The organism is Bradyrhizobium sp. JR3.5 (assembly GCF_054057015.1).
The window spans coordinates 985,081-1,008,893 of sequence record NZ_JBSRYV010000001.1 but is presented as its reverse complement, the minus strand read 5'-3'; the positions used below and the strand labels follow the sequence as shown (position 1 = coordinate 1,008,893).

Below are 23,813 nucleotides of genomic sequence, written 5' to 3'. Positions count from 1 at the left end.
ACATTGGCAAACCACATCGAAAGGGCCCCCCATGCCAAATCCGGGACCGATTCCGCTGGATAGCCAGCTTTGCTTCTCGCTTTACGGGACGACCATTGCGATCAACCGTGCCTACAAGCCCCTGCTCGACCGCCTCGGCATCACCTATCCGCAATACCTCGTTCTCAGCGTGCTCTGGGAAAAGGACGGACAGATGATTTCGGCAATCGCCGACCGGCTCGCCCTCGAGCCCAGCACCATCACGCCGCTGGTCAAGCGGCTCGAAAGCGCCGGCTTCGTGGTGCGCCGGCGCAGTGTGGAGGATGAACGGCAGGTCGGAGTTCACCTGACCGACAGCGGCAAGGCGATGCAATCGCGCACCGGCTGTCTGACCGACACCTTGCTGGAGCGGTCCGGCCTGACGGTCGACGAACTCATCTCACTCAACAAGCGCGTCCAGGCGCTTCGCAACGCGTTGACGAATTCAGGAACGGACTAACGGACAAACCGCGCCGTTCACACCTGCGATAGGTTATCCCGGCGTTTGCCCGGCTGACGACGAAGAGCTAGAAGATGCGCCCGCCGGGGTTTTGTCCGGAGCGGAACGAAACCAGATTTGGAAAACCGCCGAGGGATCTTGGGAAGTCTCTCGGTCTAAATTGCGAAAACTCAATAAAATCAAGATGCGGACGTGGCGGAACTGGTAGACGCAAGGGACTTAAAATCCCTCGACGGCAACGTCATGTGGGTTCGAGTCCCACCGCCCGCACCAGCCTGTTGCGCACCGCTCTTACTTCTTGGCCTTCGCCTTTCTTTGCCTTGGCCTTCTTCGTCGTCTTGGCCTTTGTTTTCTTTGCCTTTGCCGGCTTGCTGGCCTTCGCTTTCTTCGCCGATGTCTTGGCTGACGTCTTGGCGGCTTTCTTGGCCGATTTCTTCGTGGCTTTCTTGGGGGTCTTCTTGACGACTGTCCTCGCCGACGCCCCGCTAGCCGCACTTGGCTGTTGCGCCGCGCCGCCACCGCCTCCGCTGCCCGCCGGACGGGGCGGCACCGGCTCCTCCATCCAGAAATCCAGCTCTTGCTCCTTGTCGCCGACCGAAACGATGTCGCCGCTCTTGCTGGCCATCATGGTCGACACCACGCCGCGGACATAGATGTCGTTCTGCTGTGCACGGACCAACAGGGCATCCAGCAGCGGCGATTGACCCGGCATGAACATCAGGAAGAGCGCGCCGTCCTTGGCGTTCTTGATCAGGTCCAGCGCCGGCTTGAACTCCGCCTCGCCGTTGGTCGCGGCGAAGAACACCGAAATGTTGCTGTCGCTGGTCGGGCTGGAATTCGACGCCTTGAGCGCGGGCGGCATGGCGTTGCCCGCGGCGACCAGCTTGCCCCATTGATCGAGATAGCGCTTGGCGATCACCGCATTCTCGATGATCAGCACGTTGTTGAGCTGCGTGCACAGCCCGGTGGTGGTCCAGTTCGTGCTGCCGGTCAGCACGCGGATCGCGTTGCCATGCGCGTCGCTCTCGACCACGAACTTGTTGTGGACGCTGGGCGACGACCCGCCTGCATTCGACAGATCGCGATGCTTGACCGTCAGGCCGGCGCCACTGAGCTCGCCCGCGATGTTGGGCTTGGTCGCACTGCCATTGCCGAGCAGGACGTTGCCGCGGCTGCCGAACGGTTTCAGCGCGCCGACCACTCGTCATTCATCTCGTAGATGGCGGCATGGACCTGGCTGCCGCGGAGATCGGCATCGTGCAGAAAGGCCAGGATCTTGTGCAGGGCGTCGCCTGATTCGGCGGAATGCGGTTGGAGAGCACGGTCGTCTGCTGCGTGATGTTGTTGCGCCGCTCGAGCTGGAATCCGACCCAGTCGTTCGACCAGGTGTCCGGCTGCCAGGCGATCAGGATATCATCGGCGTTCGCATAGGCTTTGACATTGATGGTCATCACAATTTCCCCGAGGCTGGGTGAATCCGCAGGAGCGAAACAATGGACGCCACCCTTGCACGGTGAGAGCGTGCATCCTGGAGCGGCACCGATATCGACCCGTCGGACAATACGCCGGTAACCTTGGGTAGTTTGTGAAATAGACGACAACTGTTCGCGCAAATCGGCGCGGCGTGGTGCGCCGGGCTTCGAGCCCTAATCGAACGCCAGTCCCAGCCGCTTCTGCTTCTTCCATGCGATGCGGCACGGCCACCGCTGGCCGTCGACGGCGAGAGTGAAGCGGTCGGGAAACCACAGCGGAGAATTGACTTCGATGCAGGCGCCCTGAGGCGAGAGATTCCGGACCGTGCAGGCGATCGCTTCATTGCCGAATTCGATCGCTCCCGACTTGAGGACGCGGCGGCGTGCGCCGGCACGGCGCTTCTCGGTCGGCAGTGGCTGTTGCGCGCTGGCCGGTGCGGGCCTGCTATGGTCGTCGGCCATGGGCCCGTCGCGGTAGGTACACAAGTCGGCGGTCAGACTACGATGCAATACTGACGGGAACCTTAAAGCCGCCGCTATCCAAATTGGTATGCCACGCGCCCGCCCACAGCTTGAGCAGGCAGCCGCGGCGTCACGATGCTTGCATCACCGCATCGCGTTTTGCGGGTGTGGCAGGGTTCACATGCAGAGATCGTCACGTGGTGTAACGTCGTCGCATTGGAAATTCCGGCTGCACATTTCGCGGGCCCACATTTCGAGATCAATGAGTTGGAGATAGGCGATGACGATTGCGGATCGCAATCGGATTGCTGATCGCAATCGGATTGTCGGCAATACCGCGCCCGATCATGGCGCTTCCGTCCTCGAGCACGGCGACGACGCAGCCCATTGCAGCAACGGGCTCAACGCACAGAAATTCCTTGATGCGCCCCCCGACGAGCGCGCGATCTACCGGCGCTGGATTCGCAGCGCGATCGTGCTCTACGGATTGTTGGCGTTTGCCGCGGGAGCGATGGTCTGGATGAACGGTGCCGGCGTCGGACAGACAGAGCTCACGAGCCTGTCGAGCACGAGCAACGCGAAATCAGGTCACTAGATTAGCCGCCGTCGCGGAGCGACGGCGCGAAACGAAAATGGCCGGGACAGGTCCCGGCCATTTGTGTTGCGTGCAGCCTGAAGCCTACTCGGATTTGTCGATATTCCAGAAGATCGGCGTTGCCGGACCATCGAGCACACCGGACAGCGACTTCCGCCAGGCGCTTGGACCCTGATACTGACCGAGCGGAATGTAGATGACCTGATCGTAGGCTTCCTTCTGGATATCGGCCGCGATCTTCTTCTGCTCGTCGAGCGACGGCGCGCGAACGAAGGCGTCCTTCAGCTGTTCGATCTTCGGATCGTCGGCCCAGCCGAACCATCCGCCATTCTTGCCCTGGCCGCCGATCGAGAGGTTGGCGATCGGGTTGGAGACGTCGGCACTGACCCAGTTCGTGAAGAACATGTTCCAGCCGCCATCCTTCGGCGCCTTCTGGCTGGCGCGGCGAGTCACCACGGTCTGCCAGTCGGTGGCCTGCAGGTCGACCTTGAAGCCGGCGTCGCGCAGTTGCTGGGCGACAACAACCGGCTGCGCCTTGAGCGTGGTGACGTCGCCCGGCGCCATGATGACGACCGGCGTGCCATCATAGCCCGACTCGGCAAGCGCCTTCTTGGCCGCCGCCATGTCGCCGCCCTTCAACAAGGTCTCGCCGCCGACCTCGGACGCGAACGGTGTGTCGCAGATGAAGAAGGAGACGCAGGTCTTGTAATACTTGGGATTGCCGACCAGCGCGTCGAGCACCTGCTTCTGGTTGATCGCCATCAGCGCCGCCTGGCGAACCTTGATGTTGTCGAATGGCGGATAGAGGAAGTTCATGCGGCCGAGCGTCTGGAAGCCGAACTTGTTCAGCGTCTCGACCTTCAGGTCCTTGTCGCCTTCCAGGATCGACAACGTGTCGAACGACGGGTTCTCCAGGAAATCGATGTCGCCGGACTGCAGCGCGTTCATCGCAGTCTGCGCGTCGGCCATCGTGACCCACTCGACGCGGTCAACCTTCACGACCTTGCCGCCCGCGGTCCAGCTTGCCGGCTCCTTGCGCGGCACGTAGTCCGTGTTCTTGACATAGACCGCCTTCACGCCCGGCTGGAATTCAGCCTGGACGAACTTGAACGGACCCGAGCCGATCTGCTCCGGGATCGGCTTGTCCGGCGGCGTTTCGGCCAGCCGCTTCGGCATCATGAAGGCGACGCGCGACGACGGCTTGCCGATCGAATCCAGCACCAGAGCGTAGGGCTCCTTCAGCTTCAGCGTGATCGTCTTCGCGTCGGTGGCCTCTAAGCTCGCCGTAAAGTCCATCAGCTTCTGGCCCATGCCGTCGACCTTGGCCCAGCGCTTCAGCGAAGCAACGCAGTCTTCCGCGGTCACCGGCGTCCCATCGTGCCACTTGAGACCGTCGCGCAGCGTGAACGTGTAAGTGAGCTTGTCGTCGGACACCTTCCAGTCGGCCATCTGGGGCTGGATCTTGAAGTTGGAGTCGGTTGCGACCAGCGTGTCGTAGACCATGTAGCCATGGTCTCGCGTGATATAGGCGGTGGTCAGGATCGGATCGATGACGCGCAGATCCGAATGCATCACCGCGGTGATGGTCTTGCCCGCGGCCATGGCCTGCGGCGCAAAGGACAATTCCTGCGGCGCGAACGACAGCGCGAGCGCCGTCAACGCAGCCGCTAGCGTGCGGTGCTTCCAACGCGAGATAGGGAACATGCAATTTCTCCTGACGTGTAACTGGTCAAAGCCGGCTTATTCGTTATGCATGCGGTTCGTTATTTAGGCGAACTAACATGCTGTATGGCTTGTGAAATCGAGACTTGCATCAAGCGCAATGCGCGTCAATCGGTTTCCGGCAGGATCGAATGTATACGAACGAATGAACCGCTGGTGCAGCGCATTTGACTTTACAAAGTCGTCTTCCGAGCTTTTCGTACGGCACGCGAACGCGTATCGGCGCGCACAAACAACAAGAGAGAAAAGACATGAACCCCGCCAATCTTCCTTTTGATTCCGAAGCGATGCTGCAGGGGCTGCGCAGCTGGGTGGAATGCGAGAGCCCGACATGGGACGCGGCCGCAGTCGAGCGCATGCTCGACCTCGCCGCGCGCGAGATGGCGGTCATGGGTGCGACGATCGAACGCATCGCGGGACGCCAGGGCTTCGCCGGCTGCGTCCGCGCCCGTTTTCCCCATCCGAAACAAGGCCAGCCGGGCATCCTCATCGCCGGCCATCTGGACACCGTGCACCCGGTCGGCACCATCGAAAAGCTGGCGTGGCGGCGCGAAGGCAACAAGTGCTTCGGGCCCGGTATCTTCGACATGAAAGGCGGCAACTATCTGTCGATCGAGGCGATCCGGCAGTTGGCACGCGCGTCCTTTACGACACCGCTGCCGATCACCGTGCTGTTCACGCCCGATGAAGAGGTCGGCACGCCGTCGACGCGCGACATCATCGAGGCCGAAGCCGCGCGCAACAAATACGTGCTGGTGCCGGAGCCCGGCCGGCCGAACAACGGCGTCGTCACCGGCCGCTACGCGATCGCGCGCTTCAATCTGGAAGCTGTCGGCAAGCCGAGCCATGCCGGCGCGACACTCTCCTCGGGCCGTTCCGCGATCCGCGAAATGGCCCGGCAAATCATTGCGATCGACGGCATGACCACCGAAGACTGCACCTTCTCGGTCGGCATCGTGCATGGCGGCCAATGGGTCAATTGCGTCGCAACGACCTGCACCGGCGAAGCGCTCAGCATGGCCAAGCGCCAGGCCGATCTCGACCGCGGCGTCGAGCGCATGCTGGCGCTGTCGGGCACCGCCAACGACGTCACCTTCAGGGTGACGCGCGGCGTCACCCGCCCGGTATGGGAGCCGGATGCCGGCACCATGGCGCTCTATGAAAAGGCCAAGGGCCTTGCAGCGGCGATGGGCCTCGATCTGCCGCACGGCAGCGCGGGCGGCGGATCGGACGGCAACTTCACCGGTGCGATGGGCATCCCTACCCTCGACGGCCTCGGCGTTCGCGGCGCCGATGCGCATACGCTCAACGAGCACATCGAGATCGAGAGCCTCGCCGAGCGCGGCCGCCTGATGGCGGCGCTGCTGGCGACGCTGGACTGACACCGATTTGCACTGCACAACACGTTGGCAAAGCCGGACCGAAATTTAGCCTTGTCCAATTTTGAGGCTTCGCCTACGGTCCGGCCGTCCAACGCGACGATGCGGGAGAGATCGAAGCCACAACATTCTTGTTGTTGCTTCGGCGCCGACGGAGCAACCGCCCCGGAAACTCTCAGGCAAAAGGACTGTATCGTCAGGACGATCTGGAGAGAGACGGACACGACCGCATCAAGGGCCGTGACGTCCACCGAAGGGGATAGTCTGCCATCGGGCCGAGGCCCGATGCGGATCAAGCTCTCAGGTACCGTGACAGATGGGGCGCCGACGCCGGTTTCACCGGTGGTTCGGCGACTCTAACCCACGGGAGCCTGAAGACCACCATGCCTCACATCGCAATCATTGGCGCCGGCATCACCGGCGTGACGACGGCCTATGCCCTGCTCGAACGCGGCTATCGCGTGACTGTCCTCGACAGGCATCGATACGCCGCGATGGAAACCTCGTTCGCCAATGGCGGACAGCTTTCCGCCAGCAACGCGGAAGTGTGGAACAGCGCCGCGACCATTCTCAAGGGGTTGCGCTGGATGCTTCGAAGCGACGCGCCGCTGCTGATGAATCCGAAGCCGAGCTGGCACAAATATTCCTGGATCGGCGAGTTCGTCGGCCACATCGGCCGCTATCGCACCAACACCATCGAGACGACGCGGCTCGCGATCGAAGCGCGCAAGCATCTGTTCTCGATCGCACAGCGCGAGAACATCGCCTTCGATCTCGAACGCCGCGGCATCCTGCACGTCTATCACGACAAGGCCGGCTTCGAGGCGGGCCTGCGCGTCAACACGCTGCTGCAACAAGGCGGGCTCGACCGCCGCCCGGTGACGGCGGACGAAATCCGCAGCATCGAACCCGCGCTGCAGACGACCTGCTATGGCGGCTTCTTCACGCCGTCGGACGCGACCGGCGATATCCACAAGTTTACGCGCGGGCTCGCCGACGCCTGCATCCGTCGCGGCGCGAGCTTCGTCCATGAAGCCGACGTCGATGCGATCGCGCGCGGCGGCGACGGTTTCCGCATCAGCTGGAACGAAGCCGCTTCGCACGATGCTGGCGTCGCGACGCGACATGAGTTGCAGGCGGACGGCATCGTCATTTGCGCCGGCGTCGCGAGCCGGCACTTCGCAGGCCTGCTCAACGACCGCGTCAACGTCTATCCGGTGAAGGGCTATTCGATCACCGTGCAGCTCGATGCGCCGCAAAGCCGGGACGCTGCGCCAACCGTCAGCCTGCTCGATGAGGCGGCGAAGATCGTCACCAGCCGGCTCGGCGCCGACCGCTTCCGCGTCGCCGGCACGGCCGAGTTCAACGGCTTCAACCGCGACATTCGTGCCGACCGCATCCAGCCGCTGGTGGATTGGGTGCGGCAGCATTTTCCCGGCGTCGACACGTCGAGGGTAGTGCCGTGGGCCGGCCTGCGCCCGATGATGCCGAACATGATGCCGGTGGTGCGCGCCGGACGGTTTCCGGGCGTGTTCTACAACACCGGCCATGGTCATCTCGGCTGGACGCTGTCGGCTGCGACGGCGCAGATGGTGGCAGGCGCGATCGATGACTGGCGCGACCTCGACACGCCCTCGATGGTGCCGTCGCAGGTCGATGCGACTGAGACCGCCCGCGCAGCTTTCCCCTAATTATCTGGCCGACGAGGAAGAATATGAGCGTATTTGCGTGTGGCCAAGTCGGAATTCGCTGAGAAACACCGCATGACAACGACTAGCGTCATACTGGGGAAAAGCGCTTCAGCGCGGGAGGGGACAATGCGCATTGGGGTGGCGGACACGCATGGCATGGCGGTCCGGCGCGGGATTCCGGACGGCAGGTGTGCCGGCGGCAATCTCTTCGGCGGACCGATACGTAACCTCGCCTCCAGCACGCGCACCAACTCGGTGCGCCGCCTTTCCGAAACGGTCAATGCTCAGGCCTCTGCACTGGGCTCCACGAAAGGCGCGACATGACAACCGAGACGTTGACCAGGCCGGATCAGATTGCCGCGGAGCTGTGCGCGGCCGTCGATCGAAACTTCGACGATCAGATCGCGTTCCTGTCGCGCATGGTGCAGTTCCGCAGCTTGCGCGGACAAGAAGCGCCGCAACAACGCTGGTTGGCCGAGCAATTCGCAAAGCGCCGCTACGACGTCGATGCGTTCAGCCTTGCCGACGTCAACCTGATGAGCCATCCGAAGGCTGCGCCAATGGACGGCATCGATCTTGCCGGATCGCAGCAGGTCGTTGCGACGCTCAACAGCAAAGGCAGCGGGCGCAGCCTGATCCTGCAAGGTCATATCGACGTGGTGCCGGAAGGCCCCGCTGACCTCTGGGAGCAACCTCCGTTCGCGGGCGCCGTGCACGACGGCTGGATGTACGGCCGTGGCGCGCAGGACATGAAGGCCGGTGTCTCGGCAATGATCTTCGCGCTCGATGCTTTCAGCGACGCCGGCTATGCCCCGGGCGGGCGCGTCCATCTGCAGACCGTGACCGAGGAAGAGAGCACCGGCAACGGCGCACTGTCGACGTTGATGCGCGGCTATCGCGCCGACGCCTGCCTGATTCCAGAGCCGACCGGACACACGCTCACGCGCGCCCAGGTCGGCGCCGTCTGGTTCCGCCTGCGCGTCCGCGGCACGCCGGTGCATGTCGCCTATTCCGAGGCCGGTACCAGCGCGATCCTGTCGGCGATGCATCTGGTGCGCGCGTTTCAGGATTACACCAAGGCACTCAATGCCCGGGCGCTCGACAACAGCTGGTTCCGCAGCGTCAAGAATCCGATCAAGTTCAACGTCGGGATCATCAAAGGCGGCGATTGGGCCAGTTCGACCGCGGCGTGGTGCGAGCTGGATTGCCGGCTTGGTCTCTTGCCGGGCGAAACACCGCAGCAGGCGATGCGTGGCATCGAGGAATGCCTGACTGAGGCGCACAAGGCCGACGACTTTCTGTCCGACAATCCGGCCGAGCTCGTGTGGAGTGGTTTTCAGGCGGACGCAGCGGTGTGCGAGCCCGGCAGCGAAGCGGAAGCAGCTCTGTCTGCCGCCCATCACTCCGTCTTCCAGGCTCCAATGCAGGAGCGCCTGTCTACCGCCGTCAACGACACCCGCTACTATTGCGTCGACTACGGCATCCCCGCACTTTGCTATGGTCCTTACGGTATCGGCCCGCATGCGTTCAACGAACGGGTCGAGCTCGACAGCCTTCGCAAGACGACGCAGAGCATCGCACTGTTCGTCGCCAATTGGTGCGGCGTGATGCGAGCGTGAATGGACTTGTCGTTTCAGGTCGGTGGCGCATTGCGCCATGTGCAATTCGAAATAGCAGCTTCAGACCAAGGGAGGCTTCCAACGGCCTGAACCGCGCCTTGATATAACATCGCCATTGGCACAGTATTTGCCTGCAAATTCATCACGTTCGCGCTAGCCTTGAGACAAGACGCAGAAGCGCATGAGACACATCACGGGGACACCATGAGTATGATGCGGCCCAGCCTTCGCTTCGCACCATCTGACGGCAGGAGATAGCAACGATGCTCGGCTATCTCCTCCGCCGCATCCTCGCCGCCATTCCCGTAATGGGCGTGGTGGCTCTGTTCGTGTTCCTGTTGCTACGGCTGACGCCGGGCGACCCGGCCGCCATTCTCGCCGGCGACAATGCGACACCGGAACAGCTCGACCGCATCCGCACCTCGCTTGGTCTCAACGAGCCGATCTACATCCAGTTCTATACCTGGGTCGCCAAGCTGCTGCACGGCGACCTCGGCGTTTCCCTGATCTCGAACAAGCCGATCCTCGAGATGATCGGTCCGCGCCTCGAGCCCTCGATCTCGGTCGCGCTGGCCACCATCGTCCTCTCGATCCTGGTGGCGGTGCCGCTCGGCGTGATCGCGGCGTGGAAGCACGGCACCTGGATCGACCGCTGCGTGATGGGGCTTTCGGTGCTCGGCTTCTCGGTGCCGGTGTTCGTGATCGGCTATGTGCTGATCCAGGTGTTTGCGATCGATCTGCGCTGGGTTCCGGTGCAAGGCTTCAAGAGCATCTCGGCCGGCTTCGGTCCGTTCTTCGAGCGCATCATCCTGCCGACCTGCACCCTCTCCTTCATCTATGTCGCGTTGATCGCGCGCATGACACGGGCCTCGATGCTCGACGTGCTGGGTGAGGACTACGTGCGCACCGCCCGCGCCAAGGGCATCGGCGAGACCGGCGTGCTGCTGCGCCATGCGCTGCGCAACGCCGCGGTCCCGGTCATCACCGTGATCGGTTCCGGCTTCGCCCTGCTGATCTCGGGCGTCGTCGTCACCGAGAGCGTATTCAACCTGCCCGGCATCGGCCGCCTCACCGTCGATGCGGTGCTGGCGCGCGACTATCCGGTGATCCAGGCCATGATCCTTTTGACATCGGGTATCTATGTCGCGGTCAATCTCTTGATCGACCTCGCTTACACCCTGCTCGATCCTCGTATCCGGTACTGAGCAATGGCGATCGAAACCCTTCCCGAATCCTCCATCCCCGTCACCCGGCCGTTCCGCGTCAAGTTCGGCTTCCTGGCGTCGACGCCGATCATCGCGGTTGCGACGATCTGCCTCGTCCTGATCATCCTGATGGCGATCTTCGCGCCGCTGCTCGCGCCGCACGATCCGCTGCTGCTGACGCCGGCGCAGCGGCTGAAGCCGTCGAGCGCGCAATATCTGCTCGGCACCGACGCGTATGGACGCGACCTGCTGTCGCGCGTCATCTATGGCGCACGGATCTCGCTGTTGATCGGGCTCGGCGCCGCCGTCTGCTCGATCGCCATCGGACTCTTGATCGGCCTCGTCGCCGGCTTCTTCCGCTGGGTCGATGCCGTGATGATGCGCGTGATGGACGGCTTGATGGCGATCCCCGCCATCCTGCTCGCGATCGCCGTGGTGTCGCTGTCCGGCGCCAGCATCTGGACCGTGATGGTCGCGATTACCATCCCCGAGATCCCGCGCGTGGCGCGGCTGGTGCGCTCGGTGGTGCTGACCGCGCGCGAGGAGCCCTATGTCGAGGCCGCGATCTCGCTCGGCTCGAGCCTGCCGAAGATCATGTGGCGGCATTTGATGCCGAACACGATCGCGCCGCTGATCGTGCAAGGCACTTACGTCTGCGCATCCGCGATCCTGACCGAGGCGATCCTGTCGTTCCTCGGCGCCGGCATCTCGCCGGAAACGCCGACTTGGGGCAACATCATGGCCGAGGGCCGTGCCTATTTCCAGGTCAAGCCGTCGCTGATCTTCTGGCCGGGGCTGCTGCTCTCGATCGCCATTCTCAGCGTCAACCTGATCGGCGACGCCGCGCGCGACGCGCTCGATCCCCGCATGAAACAGCGTGAGGGCAAGTGATGGCTTCAATGCCAATTGAAGCCATCATCCCGGGGCGGTGCGAAGCACCGAACCCCAATGCGCACTCGCGCATTGTGGGATCTCGAGATTCCACAATTCGCAATTGCGAATTGGGGTCTGGTGCTTGCGCACCATCCCGGAATGACGGTGACGGCCCCATCGTGCCCCCTCGCAACACGAGACCCTGACATGACCAACGTCGTCCTCGACATCAACAATCTCGTCGTCGGTCTCGGCCGCAAGGCTGACGCGCACCGCATCATCGACGACCTGTCGCTGCAGGTGCGCGAGGGCGAGACGCTCTGCCTTGTCGGCGAAAGCGGCTCGGGCAAGTCGGTGACCTCTTTGACCACGATGGGCCTGCTGCAGAAGGGCACGCTGGTGCCGTCCGGCGGCAGCGTCAAACTGGTCGGCGAGGAACTGCTTACCGCGACCGACCGGCGGCTGCGCCAGTTGCGCGCGACGCGGATGGCGATGATCTTCCAGGAGCCGATGACCGCGCTCAATCCGGTCGTGCCGGTCGGCCGCCAGATCGACGAGGTGCTGCGCGCCCATACCGATCTCGACTCCCGCGCGCGGCGTCAGAAGATCCTGGCGATGATGGAGCATGTGCGGCTGCCCGATGTGGAGCGCATCTTCTCGTCCTACCCGCACCGCCTGTCGGGCGGACAGCGCCAGCGCATCATGATCGCGATGGCGCTGGTGCTGGAACCGAAGCTCCTGATCGCGGACGAGCCGACCACCGCGCTCGACGTCACCACCCAGAAGCAGATCCTCACGTTGATCCGCGACCTGCAACGCGACCACGGCACAGCCGTCCTGTTCATCACCCACGACATGGGCGTGGTGGCCGAGATCGCCGACCGCGTCGCGGTGATGCGGCACGGCCGGCTGGTCGAGACCGGCGAGCTGCAAGATGTGCTGCGCAACCCGACGATGGAGTACACGCGCAACCTGCTGTCCGCGGTGCCGAGCCTGGTGCCGCGCGCGCCACGCCCAGAGACGAAGGAGCCGGTGGTGCTGGAAGCCAACGAGCTCAGCAAGGTCTACCGGGAGCGATCGCTGTACGGCAAAGCGCGCGAAGTCGCCGCCGCCAGCAACGTCACCCTCACTTTGCGCAAGGGCCGCACGCTCGGTATCGTCGGCGAAAGCGGCTCCGGCAAATCGACGGTGGCGCGCTGCATCGTCCGCCTGATCGATCCGACCTCGGGCGGGGTGCGCCTCGTCGGCCGCGAGATATCCGACCTGTCGCGCCGGCTGTTGCAGCCGCATCGGCAAAAGATCCAGATCATCTTCCAGGACCCCTACCGCTCGCTCAATCCACGCGTCACCGTCGGCGAGAGCATCGCGGAAGGCCCGGTCAATTACGGCATGCCGCGCAAGGATGCGCTGGCGCGGGCCCGCGAGCTGCTCGAGCTCGTCCACCTGCCGCCCGACGCGATCTCGCGCTACCCGCACCAATTCTCCGGCGGCCAGCGGCAGCGCATCGCGATCGCGCGCGCGCTGGCACTCGATCCCGACGTGCTGGTGGCAGATGAGGCGGTGTCCGCGCTCGACGTCTCGGTGCAGGCGCAGGTTCTGAATCTGCTTGACGAAATCCAGCGGCGGCTCGGCATCGCGCTGTTGTTCATCACGCATGATTTGCGCGTCGCCGCACAAATCTGCGACGACGTCGCGGTGATGCAGCATGGCCGCGTCGTGGAACAGGGGCCGGCGGCCGAGGTGCTGACCAATCCGCAGCAGGCCTACACCCGTGCGCTGCTCGAGGCTGCGCCCGGGCGCGGCTGGGATTTTGCGAATTTCCGCCCGGTTTCGGAAGGCATTGTAGCAACGGTCTAAGCCTTTAGCCGTAACCTCAGTCTCAGCCTTGATCTCAGGCTTTGGTGTGCCTTGGGCCTTTACGCCCATAGGGCATGCAAATCCGGAAGTGCTCGACGGCTTGCGCTTGGCGCGACGACACGCTTAACGTCGCGCGCTAGAGCGTGGGCCGGAAGGTGGACACCAGTTCGCCGGAAGATCGCGCTCAAACCAACGAAACGAGATCGTGGCGCGAACCGTTCCGTTCGCATCATGATCGAAGAAGCGTATCGAGACCAACTTGATGACCCGCATTGCCGTTGGCGGCTTCCTGCACGAGACCAACACCTTCGCACCGACGAAGGCAACCTATGACGACTTCGTGCACGGCGGCGGCTGGCCGTCGATGACGCATGGCACCGAGGTGCTCAAGGTCATGCGCAAGATCAATGTCGGCCTCGCCGGCTTTGTCGAGGCCGCGGAAGCCAATGGCTGGGAGCTCGCTCCGACGGTTGCGGCCGGCGCGACTCCATCGGCCCATGTCACGAAAGATGCCTTCGAGCGGATCGTCAGGGAGATTGTCGACGGCATTGCCGCTGCGGGGCCGATCGATGGCGTCTATCTCGACCTGCACGGCGCCATGGTGACCGAGCACTATGACGACGGCGAGGGCGAGATCCTCGCCCGCGTGCGCAAGGTGGTCGGCAAGGACATTCCACTGGTCGCGAGCCTCGACCTGCACGCGAACGTCTCGCCCGAAATGATCGCGCATGCCGATGCACTGATCGCCTACCGCACCTACCCGCATGTCGACATGGCCGACACCGGCCGGGCCTGCGCCAGGCATCTGGCCTTGCTGCTCAAGTCCGGTGAACGACTGGCAAAGGCGTTCCGGCAGCTGCCGTTCCTGATCCCGATCAGCTGGCAATGCACCAACGATCAGCCGGCGAAGAACATCTATCAGCAGCTTGCGTCGCTCGAGAGCGACGCGGTACCGACGCTGTCGTTTGCGTTCGGCTTCCCGGCTGCCGACTTCAGGGACTGCGGCCCAAGCGTGTTTACCTATGGCCGGACGCAGGCCGATGCGGATGCGGCCGCCGACCGGCTCGCCGCATTGGTCGAGGGCCATGAAAACGATTTCGACGGCCGTATCTATTCGCCCGACGACGGCGTGCGGTTGGCGATGGAACTGGCAGCATCGGCGACAAGGCCGATCGTGATCGCCGACACCCAGGACAATCCCGGCGCTGGCGGCACGTCCGACACCACTGGCATGCTGCGGGCGCTGGTGCGCAACAAGGCCAGCGCCGCCACCGGCGTGATCTTCGATCCGCAGTCGGCGAAGGCAGCGCATGAAGCCGGTGTCGGGGCTAGCGTCACGCTCCATCTCGGCGGTAAATCCGGCATCGCCGGCGACGCGCCGTACCGCGAGACCTTCGTCGTCGAAAAACTCTCGGACGGCAGGTTTGTCGCGCCTGGGCCATTCTACGGCGGCCGCGACATGGATATGGGCCTCTCGGCCTGCCTGCGGGTCGGCGACGTCCGCGTCGTCGTCGGCTCCTACAAGGCCCAGCTTGCCGACCAGTCGATGTACCGTTATGTCGGCATCGAGCCGACCGCGCAGAAGATCCTGGTCAACAAGAGCTCGGTGCATTTCCGCGCCGATTTCGAGCCGATCGCCGAGAAACTGCTGATCTGCGCCGCGCCCGGCGCAATGCCGGCCGATACCGCCACACTGCCGTGGAAACATTTGCGTCCTGGCATTCGTATCAAGCCTAACGGCCCCACTTTCACCCCCTCCTCCCCATCACGCACAAACGGATAGAGAGATCATGCCGACCATTGAGCGCATCGACAGTTTTGCCGACGAACTCACCGCCATCAGACGGGATCTGCATGCGCATCCCGAGATCGGCTTCGAGGAGGTCCGCACCTCCGGCATTGTCGCCGACAAGCTCACGAGTTGGGGCATCGAGGTGCATCGCGGCCTCGGCGGCACCGGCGTGGTCGGCGTGCTCAAGGGCAAGGGCAATAGCTCAAGGAAGATCGGCCTGCGCGCCGACATGGACGCGCTGCCGATGGAAGAGAACACCAATCTGAAGTGGCGCTCGACGATCCCCGGCCGCTTCCACGGCTGCGGCCATGACGGCCACACCACGATGCTGCTCGGCTCGGCGCGCTATCTCGCCGAGACCCGCAATTTCGACGGCACCGTGCACTTCATCTTCCAGCCGGCCGAGGAAGGCCTCGGCGGCGCGCGCGCCATGATCAAGGACGGCCTGTTCAAGCAGTTCCCCTGCGATGAGGTCTACGGCCTGCACAACGCGCCCGACCTCAACCATGGCGAGATCGCGATCCTGCCGGGCCCGGCAATGGCCGCAGCCGACTTCTTCGACATCAGGATCCAGGGCTACGGCGCGCATGGCGCGATGCCGGAGCGCTCCAAGGACGCGGTCGTGATCGCAATGACGCTCGGACAAGCGTTGCAGTCGATCGTCAGCCGCAACGTCGATCCGCTGCAGGCTGCGGTGCTGTCGATCACGCAGATCCATTCCGGGTCGGCGTACAACGTCATTCCCGGCGAAGCCTGGATGTGCGGCACGGTGCGCTGCTTCTCCGACGAGATCCGTGAGCTGATCCGCAAGCGGATGCGCGAAATCGCCGCCGGCTTTGCGGCGGCCTATGACGCCGAAATCTCGGTCGATATCCGCGACGGCTTCAGCGTACTGGTGAATCAGGAAGAGCAGTCCCGCGTCGTCGAGGAGGTCGCGCGCACCGTCGTCGATCCGGCAAAGGTCATCACCCGCTCGACGCCCAAGATGGGCAGCGAGGATTTCGCCGACATGATGCAGGCCATTCCAGGCGCGTATTTCTGGGTCGGCCATGACGGTTCGGTGCCCGTGCACAATCCCGGTTACGTTCTCGACGACAAGATCCTGCCGATCGGCGCCAGCATGTTCGCCCGCATCATCGAGAAACGCATGCCGGCAGGTGCGCATGCATAAGCCGAAAGGGGACGCCATCACGTCGCTGCACGATCTCTCGGCCGTCGACCTGCTCGCCGGCTACCGTGCAAAGCAGTTCTCGCCGTCCGAAGTGCTCGAGGACATCATCTCCCAGGTCGCGACCTGGGAGCCGCACATCAAGGCGCTGTATCTGTACGACCCCGAAGGCGCGCGGAAGGTAGCCAAGGCCGCGACTGAGCGTTGGCAGCAGGGCGAGCCGGTCGGCACGCTCGACGGCGTGCCAGTCACCATCAAGGACAACGTCGCGACCAAGGGACAGCCGGTGCCGCTGGGTGCCGCCAGCGTCAAGCTCGCGCCTGTGGAAAAGGATGCGCCGCCTGCCGCGCGGCTGCGTGAAGCCGGCTGCGTGATCTTCTCCAAGACCACGATGCCGGATTACGGCATGCTGTCGTCGGGGCTGTCGTCGTTCCATCCGCTCACCCGCAATCCCTGGGATGTCAGCAAGAATCCCGGCGGCTCGAGCGCCGGCGCGGGCGCGGCCGGTGCTGCCGGCTACGGCCCGCTGCATCTCGGCACCGACATCGGCGGCTCGGTGCGGCTGCCGGCCTCCTGGTGCGGTCTCGTCGCCCTGAAGCCAAGTCTTGGCCGCGTGCCGATCGATCCGCCCTATGTCGGCCGCGTGGCGGGGCCGATGACCCGCACCGTCGACGACGCGGCGCTGATGATGAGCGTGCTGTCGCGCCCTGATCGCCGCGACGGCATGAGCCTGCCGGCACTCGAGGTGAACTGGAAGGCGCTGGAGAAGTCGCCGCGCAAGCTGCGCATCGGGCTGATGCTCGATGCCGGATCCGGCCAGAAGGTCGAGAAGGAGGTTCGCGAGGTCGCCGTCAAGGCAGCGAAGGCGTTCGAATCCGCCGGTGCCGTCATCACCGAGATCGACGGCATCCTGACGCCTGAGATGCTCGAGGGGCTCGACAATTTCTGGCGTGCGCGGACCTGGGACGAACTGTCGAAACTGTCGCAGGCCGACCGCGGCAAGACCCTGCCCTATATCCTCAACTGGGCCGAGGCCGGCGCCAAGCTCTCCGGCGTCGATGTGGTGCGTGGCTTCAACCAGACGATGGCGATCCGCGCGGCCGCCGCAAAGCTGTTCTGCGAGGTCGACTACGTGATCTCGCCGGTGTCGCCGGTCGTGAACTTCCCGGCTGAATTCGCAGCACCCCTCAACGACCCCGCAAAGCCGTTCGAGCACATCTGCTTTACCGTGCCGTGGAATATGTCGGAGAACCCGGCGCTGTCGATCAACGGCGGCTACGACAAGAAGGGCTTTCCGATCGGCGTCCAGATCATCGGCCGCCGCTTCGACGACATCGGCGTGCTCGGCATCGGCAAGGCGTTCGAAGGCCTGCGCGGCCCGCAGAAGCCGTGGCCCGCGCCGCCGAAGAAGTAGCGCCTCAACGCAAGTCAGGATGCGCGGAGCCGAGCCTCGCGCATCCGACTTCTTCACAAGGGATGATTGCCGGGTTAACTGGATGGAGACGCGCGCCAGCGCCGTTCATTCAAGAAAACCGAGAGGAAATCATCCCCATGGCGTATGAGACGATCAAGTACGAGGTCGCCGAGCAGATCCTGACCATCACGCTGAACCGGCCCGACAAGCTCAACGCCTTCAACGCCACGATGCAGCAGGAGCTGATCGACGCGTTCGACAAAGCCGACAAGGACGACGACGTCAGGGCGATCATCGTGACCGGTGAAGGCCGCGGTTTCTGCGCCGGCGCCGACCTGTCGTCCGGCGCCAACACCTTCGACCGCGATGCGCGGCGCGGCCCGGTCAAGCGCAATGCCGACGGCAGCGTCGACTACAGCGATCCGCAGGTGCGCGACGGCGGCGGCCAGGTGACGCTACGCATCTTCAAGTGCCTGAAGCCTGTGATCGCCGCGGTGAACGGCCCGGCAGTCGGCATCGGCGTCACCATGCAGCTTGCGATGGATATCCGCATTGCGTCGGAGGCCGCGCGCTTCGGCTTCGTGTTCTCCCAGCGGGGCATCGTGCCGGAGGCCGCCTCGAGCTGGTTCCTGCCGCGCATCGTCGGCATCTCGCAGGCGCTCGAGTGGTGCTACTCAGGCCGCGTCTTCCCGGCGCAGGAAGCGCTTGCCGGCCGGCTCGTCAGCAAGGTGGTGCCGCCGGAGGATCTGCTGCCGACCGCGCGCGCGCTCGCCAAGGAATTCGCGGCCAAGACTGCGCCGGTATCGGTGGCGCTGATCCGCCAGATGATGTGGCGCATGATGGGCGCCGACGATCCGATGGAGGCGCACAAGGTCGACAGCCGCGGCATCTATGCCCGCGGCCGCTCCGAGGACGTCAAGGAGGGCGTGGTGTCGTTCCTGGAAAAGCGCCCAGCACAGTTCAAGAACAAGGTGTCGTCGGACATGCCCGACTATTTCCCGTGGTGGCAAGAGCGCGACTATAAGTGAGCGAACGGCGTCCCGCGGCGTCCACTCCTGAGGGCGTCGTCCTGCTGCACGGCATCAGCAGGACGGCGCGCTCGTTTCGCAGGATGGAGCTGGCGCTCAGGGATGCCGGTTTTGCCGCCCTCAATCTCGACTATGACAGCCGGCGCAAAGGACTCGATGCGCTGGCGGAGGACATCCATCCGGCCATCGATCTGTTCGAGCGTGGTCTCGACGGCGCCTCCATGCACTTCGTCTGCCACTCCATGGGCGGCCTGCTCGCCCGCGTCTACCTCGCACGACATCGCCCGGCGCGGCTCGGCCGCGTCGTAATGCTGGGCACGCCGAACGGCGGCAGCGAGATCGCCGACCGCCTGAAGCACCTCGCGGCCTATCGCGCCTTCTTCGGCCCGGCCGGCCAGCAGCTCGTCACCCGCCGCGATGCCGCGACCAGCGCGCTGCTGCCGACGATCGATTATTGCGCCGGCATCATCGCCGGCAACCGCTCGGTCTATCCGATCACGTCGATGGGACTGCCGCGGCCGCATGACGGCCGCGTGTCGGTTGCCAACACCCGGCTCGACGGCATGGCCGATCATATCGTGATCCGCACCTCGCATCCCTGGCTGGTACGCAACCGCGAGGCAATCGCGCAGACGCTTGTGTTTTTGCGGAATGGGAAGTTCGCAAAGGCGTAACCGTCATTGCGAGGAGCCAACGGATCCGGCCTTCGGCCGGCCCGATGATAAACTCCGCGACGAAGCAATCCATACCTTCCACACGGTGAGCATGGATTGCTTCGTTGAGCCTGTCATCGGGCGCGCCTTCGCGCGACCCGTTGGCTCGCAATGACGAACTACTACATCATCAACGCCACACGGCCGATCGCCTTGCGCTCAATCAGGAGCCGCATCGCCTTCGCGTAGTCCTCCAGCGGCAGCCGGTGCGAGATATTTGGCCGCACCCGGCCCGCCTCGGCCCATTCGTTCAGCGCCTTGACCCTGACCTCGCCGAGCGCGGGGTCCTTCCGCACTGCCTCGCCGGCGCGAACGCCGAGCACGCTCGCCCCCTTGATCATCAGGAGGTTGGTGCGCGCAAGACCGATGCCGCCAGTGAAGCCGACGACGAGAATGCGCGCGCCCCAGTTGATGCAGCGCATCGAGTTCTCGAACACCTCGCCGCCGACGGGATCGAACACGACATCGGCGCCGCGGCCGTCGGTGAGACGCTTGACCGCATCGCGGAACGGCTCGCGCGCGTAGAGCACGAGATGATCCGCGCCACGCTCTTTGGCAATCGCAAGCTTCTCCTCGCTCGAGGCCGCAGCGATCACGGTCGCGCCGAGCAGCTTGCCGATCTCGACCGCAGCAAGCCCGACGCCGCCGCCGGCGCCATGCACCAGCAGCACCTCGCCCGGCTTGATCTGCCCGCGGTCGATCAGCGCGTGATACGCCGTGCCGTGCGCGGCAAGGAAGGTCGCGCCTTCCGCATAGTCGAAGGTCGACGGCACCGGCACGAGCTGCGACGGCGTCGCGACGGTCTCATCGCAATAGGCGCCAAAGCGCATCTTGACGATCACCTTGGCGCCGATGGCGACGCCGGCAGCTTCATTGACCTCGACGACATCGCCGGCAGCCTCCGAGCCCGGCGTGAACGGCAGCGGCGGCTTGAGCTGGTACTCGCCGGCGGCCATCAGGATGTCGGGAAAATTGATCCCGGCGGCACGGATCGCGACGCGCACCTGCCCCGGCTGCAAAGGCACCGAGGCAAAATTCTCGAGCTGAAGGCGCTCCGGCGGGCCGAGCTCACGGCAAACGACGGCTTTCGGCATCAGGCGGCTCGTGCCTTGAGGCGGGCCAGCGCCTCGCGGATCAGCGGCAGGCGATCGTTGCCGAAATACATGTCGGTCTTGTCGAGATAGATCGTGGGCGAGCCGAAGCCGCCGCGCGCCATCACCTCCTCGGTGTTGGCCTTTAGCTGGTCCTTGATCGCCTGGTCGCCGATGCCGGCCAGGAATTGCGCCGGATCGATCCCGACCTTGCTGCAGATCTCGGTCAGCACCGCATCCTGCGAGATGTCCTTGTCGTCACCCCAATAGGCCTCGAACACGGCGCGGGCGAATGGCACCATCTTCTCGTTGCCGAGCCAGATGCAGCCGCGCATCGCCTTGACGCTGTTCACCGGGAACACGGTCGGCGGCATCTTGATCGCAAGGCCGGCCGAGCGCGCCCAGTCGGCGAGATCCTTTTTCATGTAGCGCGCCTTCAGCGGCACCGGCTTCTCGCGCTGCGCGTAGACCGACGGATTGACGGTGTTGAAGATGCCGCCGACCAGGATCGGCCGCCAGGTGATCGGCGCACCGAACTCCTTCGCGATCGGCTGGATGTTGTGCCAGGCCAGATAGGTCCACGGGCTGGAACAGTCGAAGAAGAATTCGATCATTGGCGTTTCCCTTTGTTATCGTGTTTGCAGCGTTGTATTTTCCCGTCATCCTGAGGTGGCCGCTTCTTCAGCGGCCCTCGAAGGATGGACGGCCTCCGGCTCCGCATCCTTCGAGGCTCGCAAGGGCTCGCACCTCAGGATGACGATACCTACTTCCTCTCCACCAACTCCTTCGCACGCTGGCCGAACATGTTCTTGCGTGATTCCTCGTCAAACGGCTCCTTGACGAATTTTCCGATCGCAAGGCCCGCCTGCACCTGCGGGCGGGCGCGCACGGTAGCGTACCAGCGCTTGATGTTCGGGTAATCGTCGAGGGTAAAGCCCTGCGCCTTGTGGGTCATGGTCCAGGGGAAGCAGGCGATGTCCGCGATCGAATAATCATCGCCGGCGACATAGGCGCCGGTCTTGCCGAGCTGGCGGTCGAGCACGCCATAGAGCCGCGCCGTCTCGTCGCGGTAGCGCTCGATCGCGTAGGGAATCTTCTCAGCGGCATAGAGCGCGAAATGGCCGTGCTGGCCGAGCATCGGCCCGAGGCCGCCCATCTGCCACATCACCCATTGGATGACGTTCGACCGCGCACGCAGCTCCCGCGACAGGAAACGGCCGCTCTTGTCGGCGAGATAGATCAGGATCGCGCCGGTCTCGAACACCGAGAACGGACCGCCGCCGTCGGCGGGCGCATGGTCGACGATCGCAGGGATACGATTGTTCGGGCTGATCGCCAGGAATTCGGGCCGGAACTGCTCGCCGGCGCGGATGTTCACCGGGATCACCTGATAGGGCAGCCCCAGTTCCTCCAGCATGATCGAGATCTTCCAGCCGTTCGGCGTCGGCGCGTAGTGCAGGTCGATCATCGGCGTCCACCTCCCCGTCACAAAGACTTTTGTTGTTCTGTACGTCCACCTTAGGACATGGCACACAGGCGCTCAATCAGAACCCACCGGGAGGCACCCATGCTGTTTCCAACCACGATCGCGGGCTCCCTGCCGAAGCCGGAATGGCTCGCCGAGCCGAACATGCTGTGGGCGCCGTGGAAATCGGAAGGCGCCGAACTCGCCCGCGCCAAGCGCGACGCCACGGTGCTTGCGGTCAAGCTGCAAGAGGATGCCGGCGTCGACATCGTCACCGAAGGCGAGCAGGCGCGCCAGCACTTCGTGCATGGTTTTCTGGAGCGGATCGAGGGCATCGATTTCGCCCACAAGGTCGAGATGGGCATCCGCAAGGACCGCTATAAGGCCATGGTCCCGCAGGTGGTCGCGCCGCTGCAGCTCAAGGGCCGCGTCCATGAAAGCGAGGCGCGCGCGGCGCGCGCCCACACCAGGAACAGGCTGAAATTCACCCTGCCCGGCCCGATGACGATCATCGACACCATCGCCGACAAATATTATGGCGACCGCGTGAAGATGGCGTTCGCCTTCGCCGAGCTGTTGAACCAGGAAGCCAAGGCTTTGCAGGCCGACGGCGTCGACATGATCCAGTTCGACGAGCCTGCCTTCAACGTCTACATGGACGAGGTCCGCGACTGGGGCATCAAGGCTTTGGAGCGCGCCGCCGAAGGCCTGACCTGCGACACCGCCGTACATATCTGCTACGGCTACGGCATCAAGGCCAACACCGACTGGAAGCAGACGCTCGGCGGCGAGTGGCGGCAATATGAAGAGACCTTCCCGGTGATCGACAAGAGCACGATCCAGCAGGTCGCGATCGAATGCCGCAACTCGAAGGTGCCGATCGAGCTGCTCGCCGCGCTCCCCGGCAAGATCGTGCAGGCCGGCGTGATCGACGTCGCCAGCGACGAGGTCGAGACCGCGGAAGATGTCGTCAAGGTAATCGAGGCCGTCGCGAAACACGTGCCGAAGGGCAACATCATTGCGACCACCAATTGCGGCATGGCCCCAATGCGGCGGGACATCGCCGAAGCCAAGCTGATCGCGCTCGGCGACGGCGCGAAGCTGGCAAGGCAGCGGCTGGCCTAAGCTCAACGCCGGCGGTTCAGCCCAAAGCAGCTATCGCGCTCGGATGCAGCACCGGACGGTAGCCGGCCTGAAACGCACGGACGGTCGATGGCGGCGTCAGCAGCATGGCGGGAGAGGTCACGTCGGACCGCTCGTAACCCGCGAACGACCAGCGCAAGGTCTCGCCACCGGCAACGAGGTAGCTCTCGCCGTTCGCCTGCACCATCGCGCCGTCAGGTAGCGCGGCGAGCGGCATCGGCAGCGGATGCAGCCGCTTCTTGCCACGGTCGAGCCGCTCGGCATGCAGCCCTGCATCCATCGCCTTGGCGCTGAGATCGCTGACGCCGTTGCCCTGCTCCCACGCGGCACGAAACCGCTTGGCGTCGTCGCGGCGACAGTAGAAGCAGGGCCGGTGGCCGGCCGCGAATGCGGTCGCTTCATCGAGGAAGAACAGCTCGGTCCAGCTCTGCCGGCTCATCACCTTGCGTCGTCGTCCCCTAAACTCGCAGACGCAGGTGAGCCAGGCCGGGCTCGACCAGCGCTTGTTCAGCAGTGTGCGGGTCGCCGGATCGTGGATGATGCCGCGATTGCCGGTGAAGGTGCCGCGATGTTCTGACGCGACGATGTCGCCTGTCGGGGTGACGCGGTTTTGCAGGGGCATGCTTCTGACTTCCCCCTCGCCCCG

At 64.3% G+C, this 23,813-nt stretch carries 23 protein-coding genes, 1 tRNA gene and 2 riboswitches; of the genes, 16 read left to right on the top strand and 8 right to left on the bottom strand.

What is annotated here, in order from left to right; translation table 11 throughout:
* The first annotated feature begins 31 nt into the window (after positions 1-31).
* Positions 32-478, top strand: coding sequence for a MarR family winged helix-turn-helix transcriptional regulator (locus tag ACVWW1_RS04975; protein WP_456656622.1), 447 nt, complete (start codon positions 32-34; stop codon positions 476-478).
* Positions 479-664: 186 nt separating this feature from the next.
* Positions 665-751, top strand: a tRNA-Leu gene (locus tag ACVWW1_RS04970).
* On the opposite strand, the gene ACVWW1_RS04965 is transcribed toward ACVWW1_RS04970, so the two are convergent.
* The 3 genes from ACVWW1_RS04965 to ACVWW1_RS04955 form a co-directional block, all read right to left on the bottom strand.
* Entirely contained in the window at positions 720-1,679 is a 960-nt protein-coding gene (locus tag ACVWW1_RS04965) for a hypothetical protein (protein WP_456655057.1), read from the bottom strand. The two genes, ACVWW1_RS04970 and ACVWW1_RS04965, sit on opposite strands and share 32 nt — an antisense overlap.
* 7 nt (positions 1,680-1,686) lie before the next feature.
* Positions 1,687-1,929: a hypothetical protein gene (locus ACVWW1_RS04960; protein WP_456655056.1), complete on the bottom strand. Its 243-nt coding sequence runs from the start codon at positions 1,927-1,929 to the stop codon at positions 1,687-1,689.
* A gap of 195 nt (positions 1,930-2,124) precedes the next feature.
* Positions 2,125-2,412, bottom strand: coding sequence for a PilZ domain-containing protein (locus tag ACVWW1_RS04955; protein WP_456655055.1), 288 nt, complete (start codon positions 2,410-2,412; stop codon positions 2,125-2,127).
* A 280-nt stretch (positions 2,413-2,692) separates the two neighbouring features.
* On the opposite strand from ACVWW1_RS04955, the gene ACVWW1_RS04950 reads away from it, so the two are divergent.
* The gene (locus tag ACVWW1_RS04950; RefSeq protein WP_456655054.1) at positions 2,693-3,007 is read left to right on the top strand and encodes a hypothetical protein; all 315 of its coding nucleotides are present in this window, start codon (positions 2,693-2,695) and stop codon (positions 3,005-3,007) included.
* A gap of 84 nt (positions 3,008-3,091) precedes the next feature.
* On the opposite strand, the gene ACVWW1_RS04945 is transcribed toward ACVWW1_RS04950, so the two are convergent.
* Positions 3,092-4,711 (bottom strand): ABC transporter substrate-binding protein, encoded by a 1,620-nt coding sequence (locus tag ACVWW1_RS04945; protein WP_456655053.1) that lies wholly within the window; start codon positions 4,709-4,711, stop codon positions 3,092-3,094.
* Positions 4,712-4,980: 269 nt separating this feature from the next.
* Between ACVWW1_RS04945 and ACVWW1_RS04940 the strand changes: the two genes are divergently transcribed.
* The 12 genes from ACVWW1_RS04940 (at position 4,981) to ACVWW1_RS04885 (ending at position 19,429) form a co-directional block, all read left to right on the top strand.
* On the top strand, positions 4,981-6,111 hold the full coding sequence (locus ACVWW1_RS04940) for a M20/M25/M40 family metallo-hydrolase (protein WP_456655052.1): 1,131 nt from the start codon (positions 4,981-4,983) through the stop codon (positions 6,109-6,111).
* Positions 6,112-6,203: 92 nt separating this feature from the next.
* A riboswitch (glycine riboswitch) is annotated at positions 6,204-6,309 on the top strand.
* A gap of 3 nt (positions 6,310-6,312) precedes the next feature.
* Positions 6,313-6,426, top strand: a riboswitch (glycine riboswitch).
* A 65-nt stretch (positions 6,427-6,491) separates the two neighbouring features.
* A complete protein-coding gene (locus ACVWW1_RS04935; protein ID WP_456655051.1) occupies positions 6,492-7,799 on the top strand; it encodes a D-amino acid dehydrogenase in 1,308 nt (435 codons plus the stop codon).
* A gap of 126 nt (positions 7,800-7,925) precedes the next feature.
* The gene (locus ACVWW1_RS04930; RefSeq protein WP_456655050.1) at positions 7,926-8,123 is read left to right on the top strand and encodes a hypothetical protein; all 198 of its coding nucleotides are present in this window, start codon (positions 7,926-7,928) and stop codon (positions 8,121-8,123) included.
* Positions 8,120-9,418 (top strand): ArgE/DapE family deacylase, encoded by a 1,299-nt coding sequence (locus ACVWW1_RS04925; protein WP_456655049.1) that lies wholly within the window; start codon positions 8,120-8,122, stop codon positions 9,416-9,418. Before ACVWW1_RS04930 ends, ACVWW1_RS04925 begins: the two co-directional genes overlap by 4 nt.
* Positions 9,419-9,681: 263 nt before the next feature.
* Positions 9,682-10,623 (top strand): ABC transporter permease, encoded by a 942-nt coding sequence (locus ACVWW1_RS04920; RefSeq protein ID WP_176530409.1) that lies wholly within the window; start codon positions 9,682-9,684, stop codon positions 10,621-10,623.
* A 3-nt stretch (positions 10,624-10,626) separates the two neighbouring features.
* Positions 10,627-11,514 carry an ABC transporter permease gene (locus tag ACVWW1_RS04915; protein ID WP_092115207.1) on the top strand — a complete coding sequence of 296 codons (888 nt, stop codon included), beginning with the start codon at positions 10,627-10,629 and terminating at the stop codon, positions 11,512-11,514.
* Positions 11,515-11,703: 189 nt separating this feature from the next.
* Complete coding sequence (locus ACVWW1_RS04910; protein ID WP_456655048.1) at positions 11,704-13,353, top strand: ABC transporter ATP-binding protein; 1,650 nt, start codon at positions 11,704-11,706, stop codon at positions 13,351-13,353.
* A gap of 262 nt (positions 13,354-13,615) precedes the next feature.
* Positions 13,616-15,136 carry a M81 family metallopeptidase gene (locus tag ACVWW1_RS04905; RefSeq protein WP_456655047.1) on the top strand — a complete coding sequence of 507 codons (1,521 nt, stop codon included), beginning with the start codon at positions 13,616-13,618 and terminating at the stop codon, positions 15,134-15,136.
* 7 nt (positions 15,137-15,143) lie between these two features.
* Positions 15,144-16,316, top strand: a complete 1,173-nt coding sequence (locus ACVWW1_RS04900) for a M20 aminoacylase family protein (RefSeq protein ID WP_456655046.1) — start codon at positions 15,144-15,146, stop codon at positions 16,314-16,316.
* The gene (locus tag ACVWW1_RS04895) at positions 16,309-17,727 is read left to right on the top strand and encodes an amidase (protein ID WP_456655045.1); all 1,419 of its coding nucleotides are present in this window, start codon (positions 16,309-16,311) and stop codon (positions 17,725-17,727) included. Before ACVWW1_RS04900 ends, ACVWW1_RS04895 begins: the two co-directional genes overlap by 8 nt.
* A 137-nt stretch (positions 17,728-17,864) precedes the next feature.
* On the top strand, positions 17,865-18,755 hold the full coding sequence (locus tag ACVWW1_RS04890) for a crotonase/enoyl-CoA hydratase family protein (RefSeq protein WP_229169103.1): 891 nt from the start codon (positions 17,865-17,867) through the stop codon (positions 18,753-18,755).
* On the top strand, positions 18,752-19,429 hold the full coding sequence (locus tag ACVWW1_RS04885; protein WP_456655044.1) for an esterase/lipase family protein: 678 nt from the start codon (positions 18,752-18,754) through the stop codon (positions 19,427-19,429). Before ACVWW1_RS04890 ends, ACVWW1_RS04885 begins: the two co-directional genes overlap by 4 nt.
* 161 nt (positions 19,430-19,590) lie before the next feature.
* Here the strand turns inward: ACVWW1_RS04885 and ACVWW1_RS04880 are convergent, their stop codons facing one another.
* From ACVWW1_RS04880 to ACVWW1_RS04870, 3 genes are all read right to left on the bottom strand, one after another.
* A complete protein-coding gene (locus tag ACVWW1_RS04880) occupies positions 19,591-20,562 on the bottom strand; it encodes an NADPH:quinone oxidoreductase family protein (protein ID WP_456655043.1) in 972 nt (323 codons plus the stop codon).
* Complete coding sequence (locus tag ACVWW1_RS04875) at positions 20,562-21,173, bottom strand: DsbA family protein (RefSeq protein WP_456655042.1); 612 nt, start codon at positions 21,171-21,173, stop codon at positions 20,562-20,564. The genes ACVWW1_RS04880 and ACVWW1_RS04875 overlap by 1 nt, the downstream gene beginning before the upstream one ends.
* Before the next feature lie 149 nt (positions 21,174-21,322).
* The gene (locus ACVWW1_RS04870; RefSeq protein ID WP_456655041.1) at positions 21,323-22,027 is read right to left on the bottom strand and encodes a glutathione binding-like protein; all 705 of its coding nucleotides are present in this window, start codon (positions 22,025-22,027) and stop codon (positions 21,323-21,325) included.
* 99 nt (positions 22,028-22,126) lie between these two features.
* On the opposite strand from ACVWW1_RS04870, the gene ACVWW1_RS04865 reads away from it, so the two are divergent.
* Positions 22,127-23,149: a methionine synthase gene (locus ACVWW1_RS04865; protein WP_456655040.1), complete on the top strand. Its 1,023-nt coding sequence runs from the start codon at positions 22,127-22,129 to the stop codon at positions 23,147-23,149.
* A 16-nt stretch (positions 23,150-23,165) separates the two neighbouring features.
* On the opposite strand, the gene ACVWW1_RS04860 is transcribed toward ACVWW1_RS04865, so the two are convergent.
* A complete protein-coding gene (locus tag ACVWW1_RS04860) occupies positions 23,166-23,789 on the bottom strand; it encodes a hypothetical protein (RefSeq protein ID WP_456655039.1) in 624 nt (207 codons plus the stop codon).
* Positions 23,790-23,813: the final 24 nt, after the last annotated feature.

Excerpts from the sequence above, each read along its gene's own strand:
- ACVWW1_RS04975 (WP_456656622.1), top strand. The coding sequence starts at position 32 with ATGCCAAATCCGGGACCGATTCCGCTGGATAGCCAGCTTTGCTTCTCG.
- ACVWW1_RS04960 (WP_456655056.1), bottom strand. The coding sequence starts at position 1,929 with ATGACCATCAATGTCAAAGCCTATGCGAACGCCGATGATATCCTGATC.
- ACVWW1_RS04955 (WP_456655055.1), bottom strand. The coding sequence starts at position 2,412 with ATGGCCGACGACCATAGCAGGCCCGCACCGGCCAGCGCGCAACAGCCA.
- ACVWW1_RS04950 (WP_456655054.1), top strand. The coding sequence starts at position 2,693 with ATGACGATTGCGGATCGCAATCGGATTGCTGATCGCAATCGGATTGTC.
- ACVWW1_RS04945 (WP_456655053.1), bottom strand. The coding sequence starts at position 4,711 with ATGTTCCCTATCTCGCGTTGGAAGCACCGCACGCTAGCGGCTGCGTTG.
- ACVWW1_RS04940 (WP_456655052.1), top strand. The coding sequence starts at position 4,981 with ATGAACCCCGCCAATCTTCCTTTTGATTCCGAAGCGATGCTGCAGGGG.
- ACVWW1_RS04935 (WP_456655051.1), top strand. The coding sequence starts at position 6,492 with ATGCCTCACATCGCAATCATTGGCGCCGGCATCACCGGCGTGACGACG.
- ACVWW1_RS04930 (WP_456655050.1), top strand. The coding sequence starts at position 7,926 with ATGCGCATTGGGGTGGCGGACACGCATGGCATGGCGGTCCGGCGCGGG.
- ACVWW1_RS04925 (WP_456655049.1), top strand. The coding sequence starts at position 8,120 with ATGACAACCGAGACGTTGACCAGGCCGGATCAGATTGCCGCGGAGCTG.
- ACVWW1_RS04920 (WP_176530409.1), top strand. The coding sequence starts at position 9,682 with ATGCTCGGCTATCTCCTCCGCCGCATCCTCGCCGCCATTCCCGTAATG.
- ACVWW1_RS04915 (WP_092115207.1), top strand. The coding sequence starts at position 10,627 with ATGGCGATCGAAACCCTTCCCGAATCCTCCATCCCCGTCACCCGGCCG.
- ACVWW1_RS04910 (WP_456655048.1), top strand. The coding sequence starts at position 11,704 with ATGACCAACGTCGTCCTCGACATCAACAATCTCGTCGTCGGTCTCGGC.
- ACVWW1_RS04905 (WP_456655047.1), top strand. The coding sequence starts at position 13,616 with ATGACCCGCATTGCCGTTGGCGGCTTCCTGCACGAGACCAACACCTTC.
- ACVWW1_RS04900 (WP_456655046.1), top strand. The coding sequence starts at position 15,144 with ATGCCGACCATTGAGCGCATCGACAGTTTTGCCGACGAACTCACCGCC.
- ACVWW1_RS04895 (WP_456655045.1), top strand. The coding sequence starts at position 16,309 with ATGCATAAGCCGAAAGGGGACGCCATCACGTCGCTGCACGATCTCTCG.
- ACVWW1_RS04890 (WP_229169103.1), top strand. The coding sequence starts at position 17,865 with ATGGCGTATGAGACGATCAAGTACGAGGTCGCCGAGCAGATCCTGACC.
- ACVWW1_RS04880 (WP_456655043.1), bottom strand. The coding sequence starts at position 20,562 with ATGCCGAAAGCCGTCGTTTGCCGTGAGCTCGGCCCGCCGGAGCGCCTT.
- ACVWW1_RS04875 (WP_456655042.1), bottom strand. The coding sequence starts at position 21,173 with ATGATCGAATTCTTCTTCGACTGTTCCAGCCCGTGGACCTATCTGGCC.
- ACVWW1_RS04870 (WP_456655041.1), bottom strand. The coding sequence starts at position 22,027 with ATGATCGACCTGCACTACGCGCCGACGCCGAACGGCTGGAAGATCTCG.
- ACVWW1_RS04865 (WP_456655040.1), top strand. The coding sequence starts at position 22,127 with ATGCTGTTTCCAACCACGATCGCGGGCTCCCTGCCGAAGCCGGAATGG.
- ACVWW1_RS04860 (WP_456655039.1), bottom strand. The coding sequence starts at position 23,789 with ATGCCCCTGCAAAACCGCGTCACCCCGACAGGCGACATCGTCGCGTCA.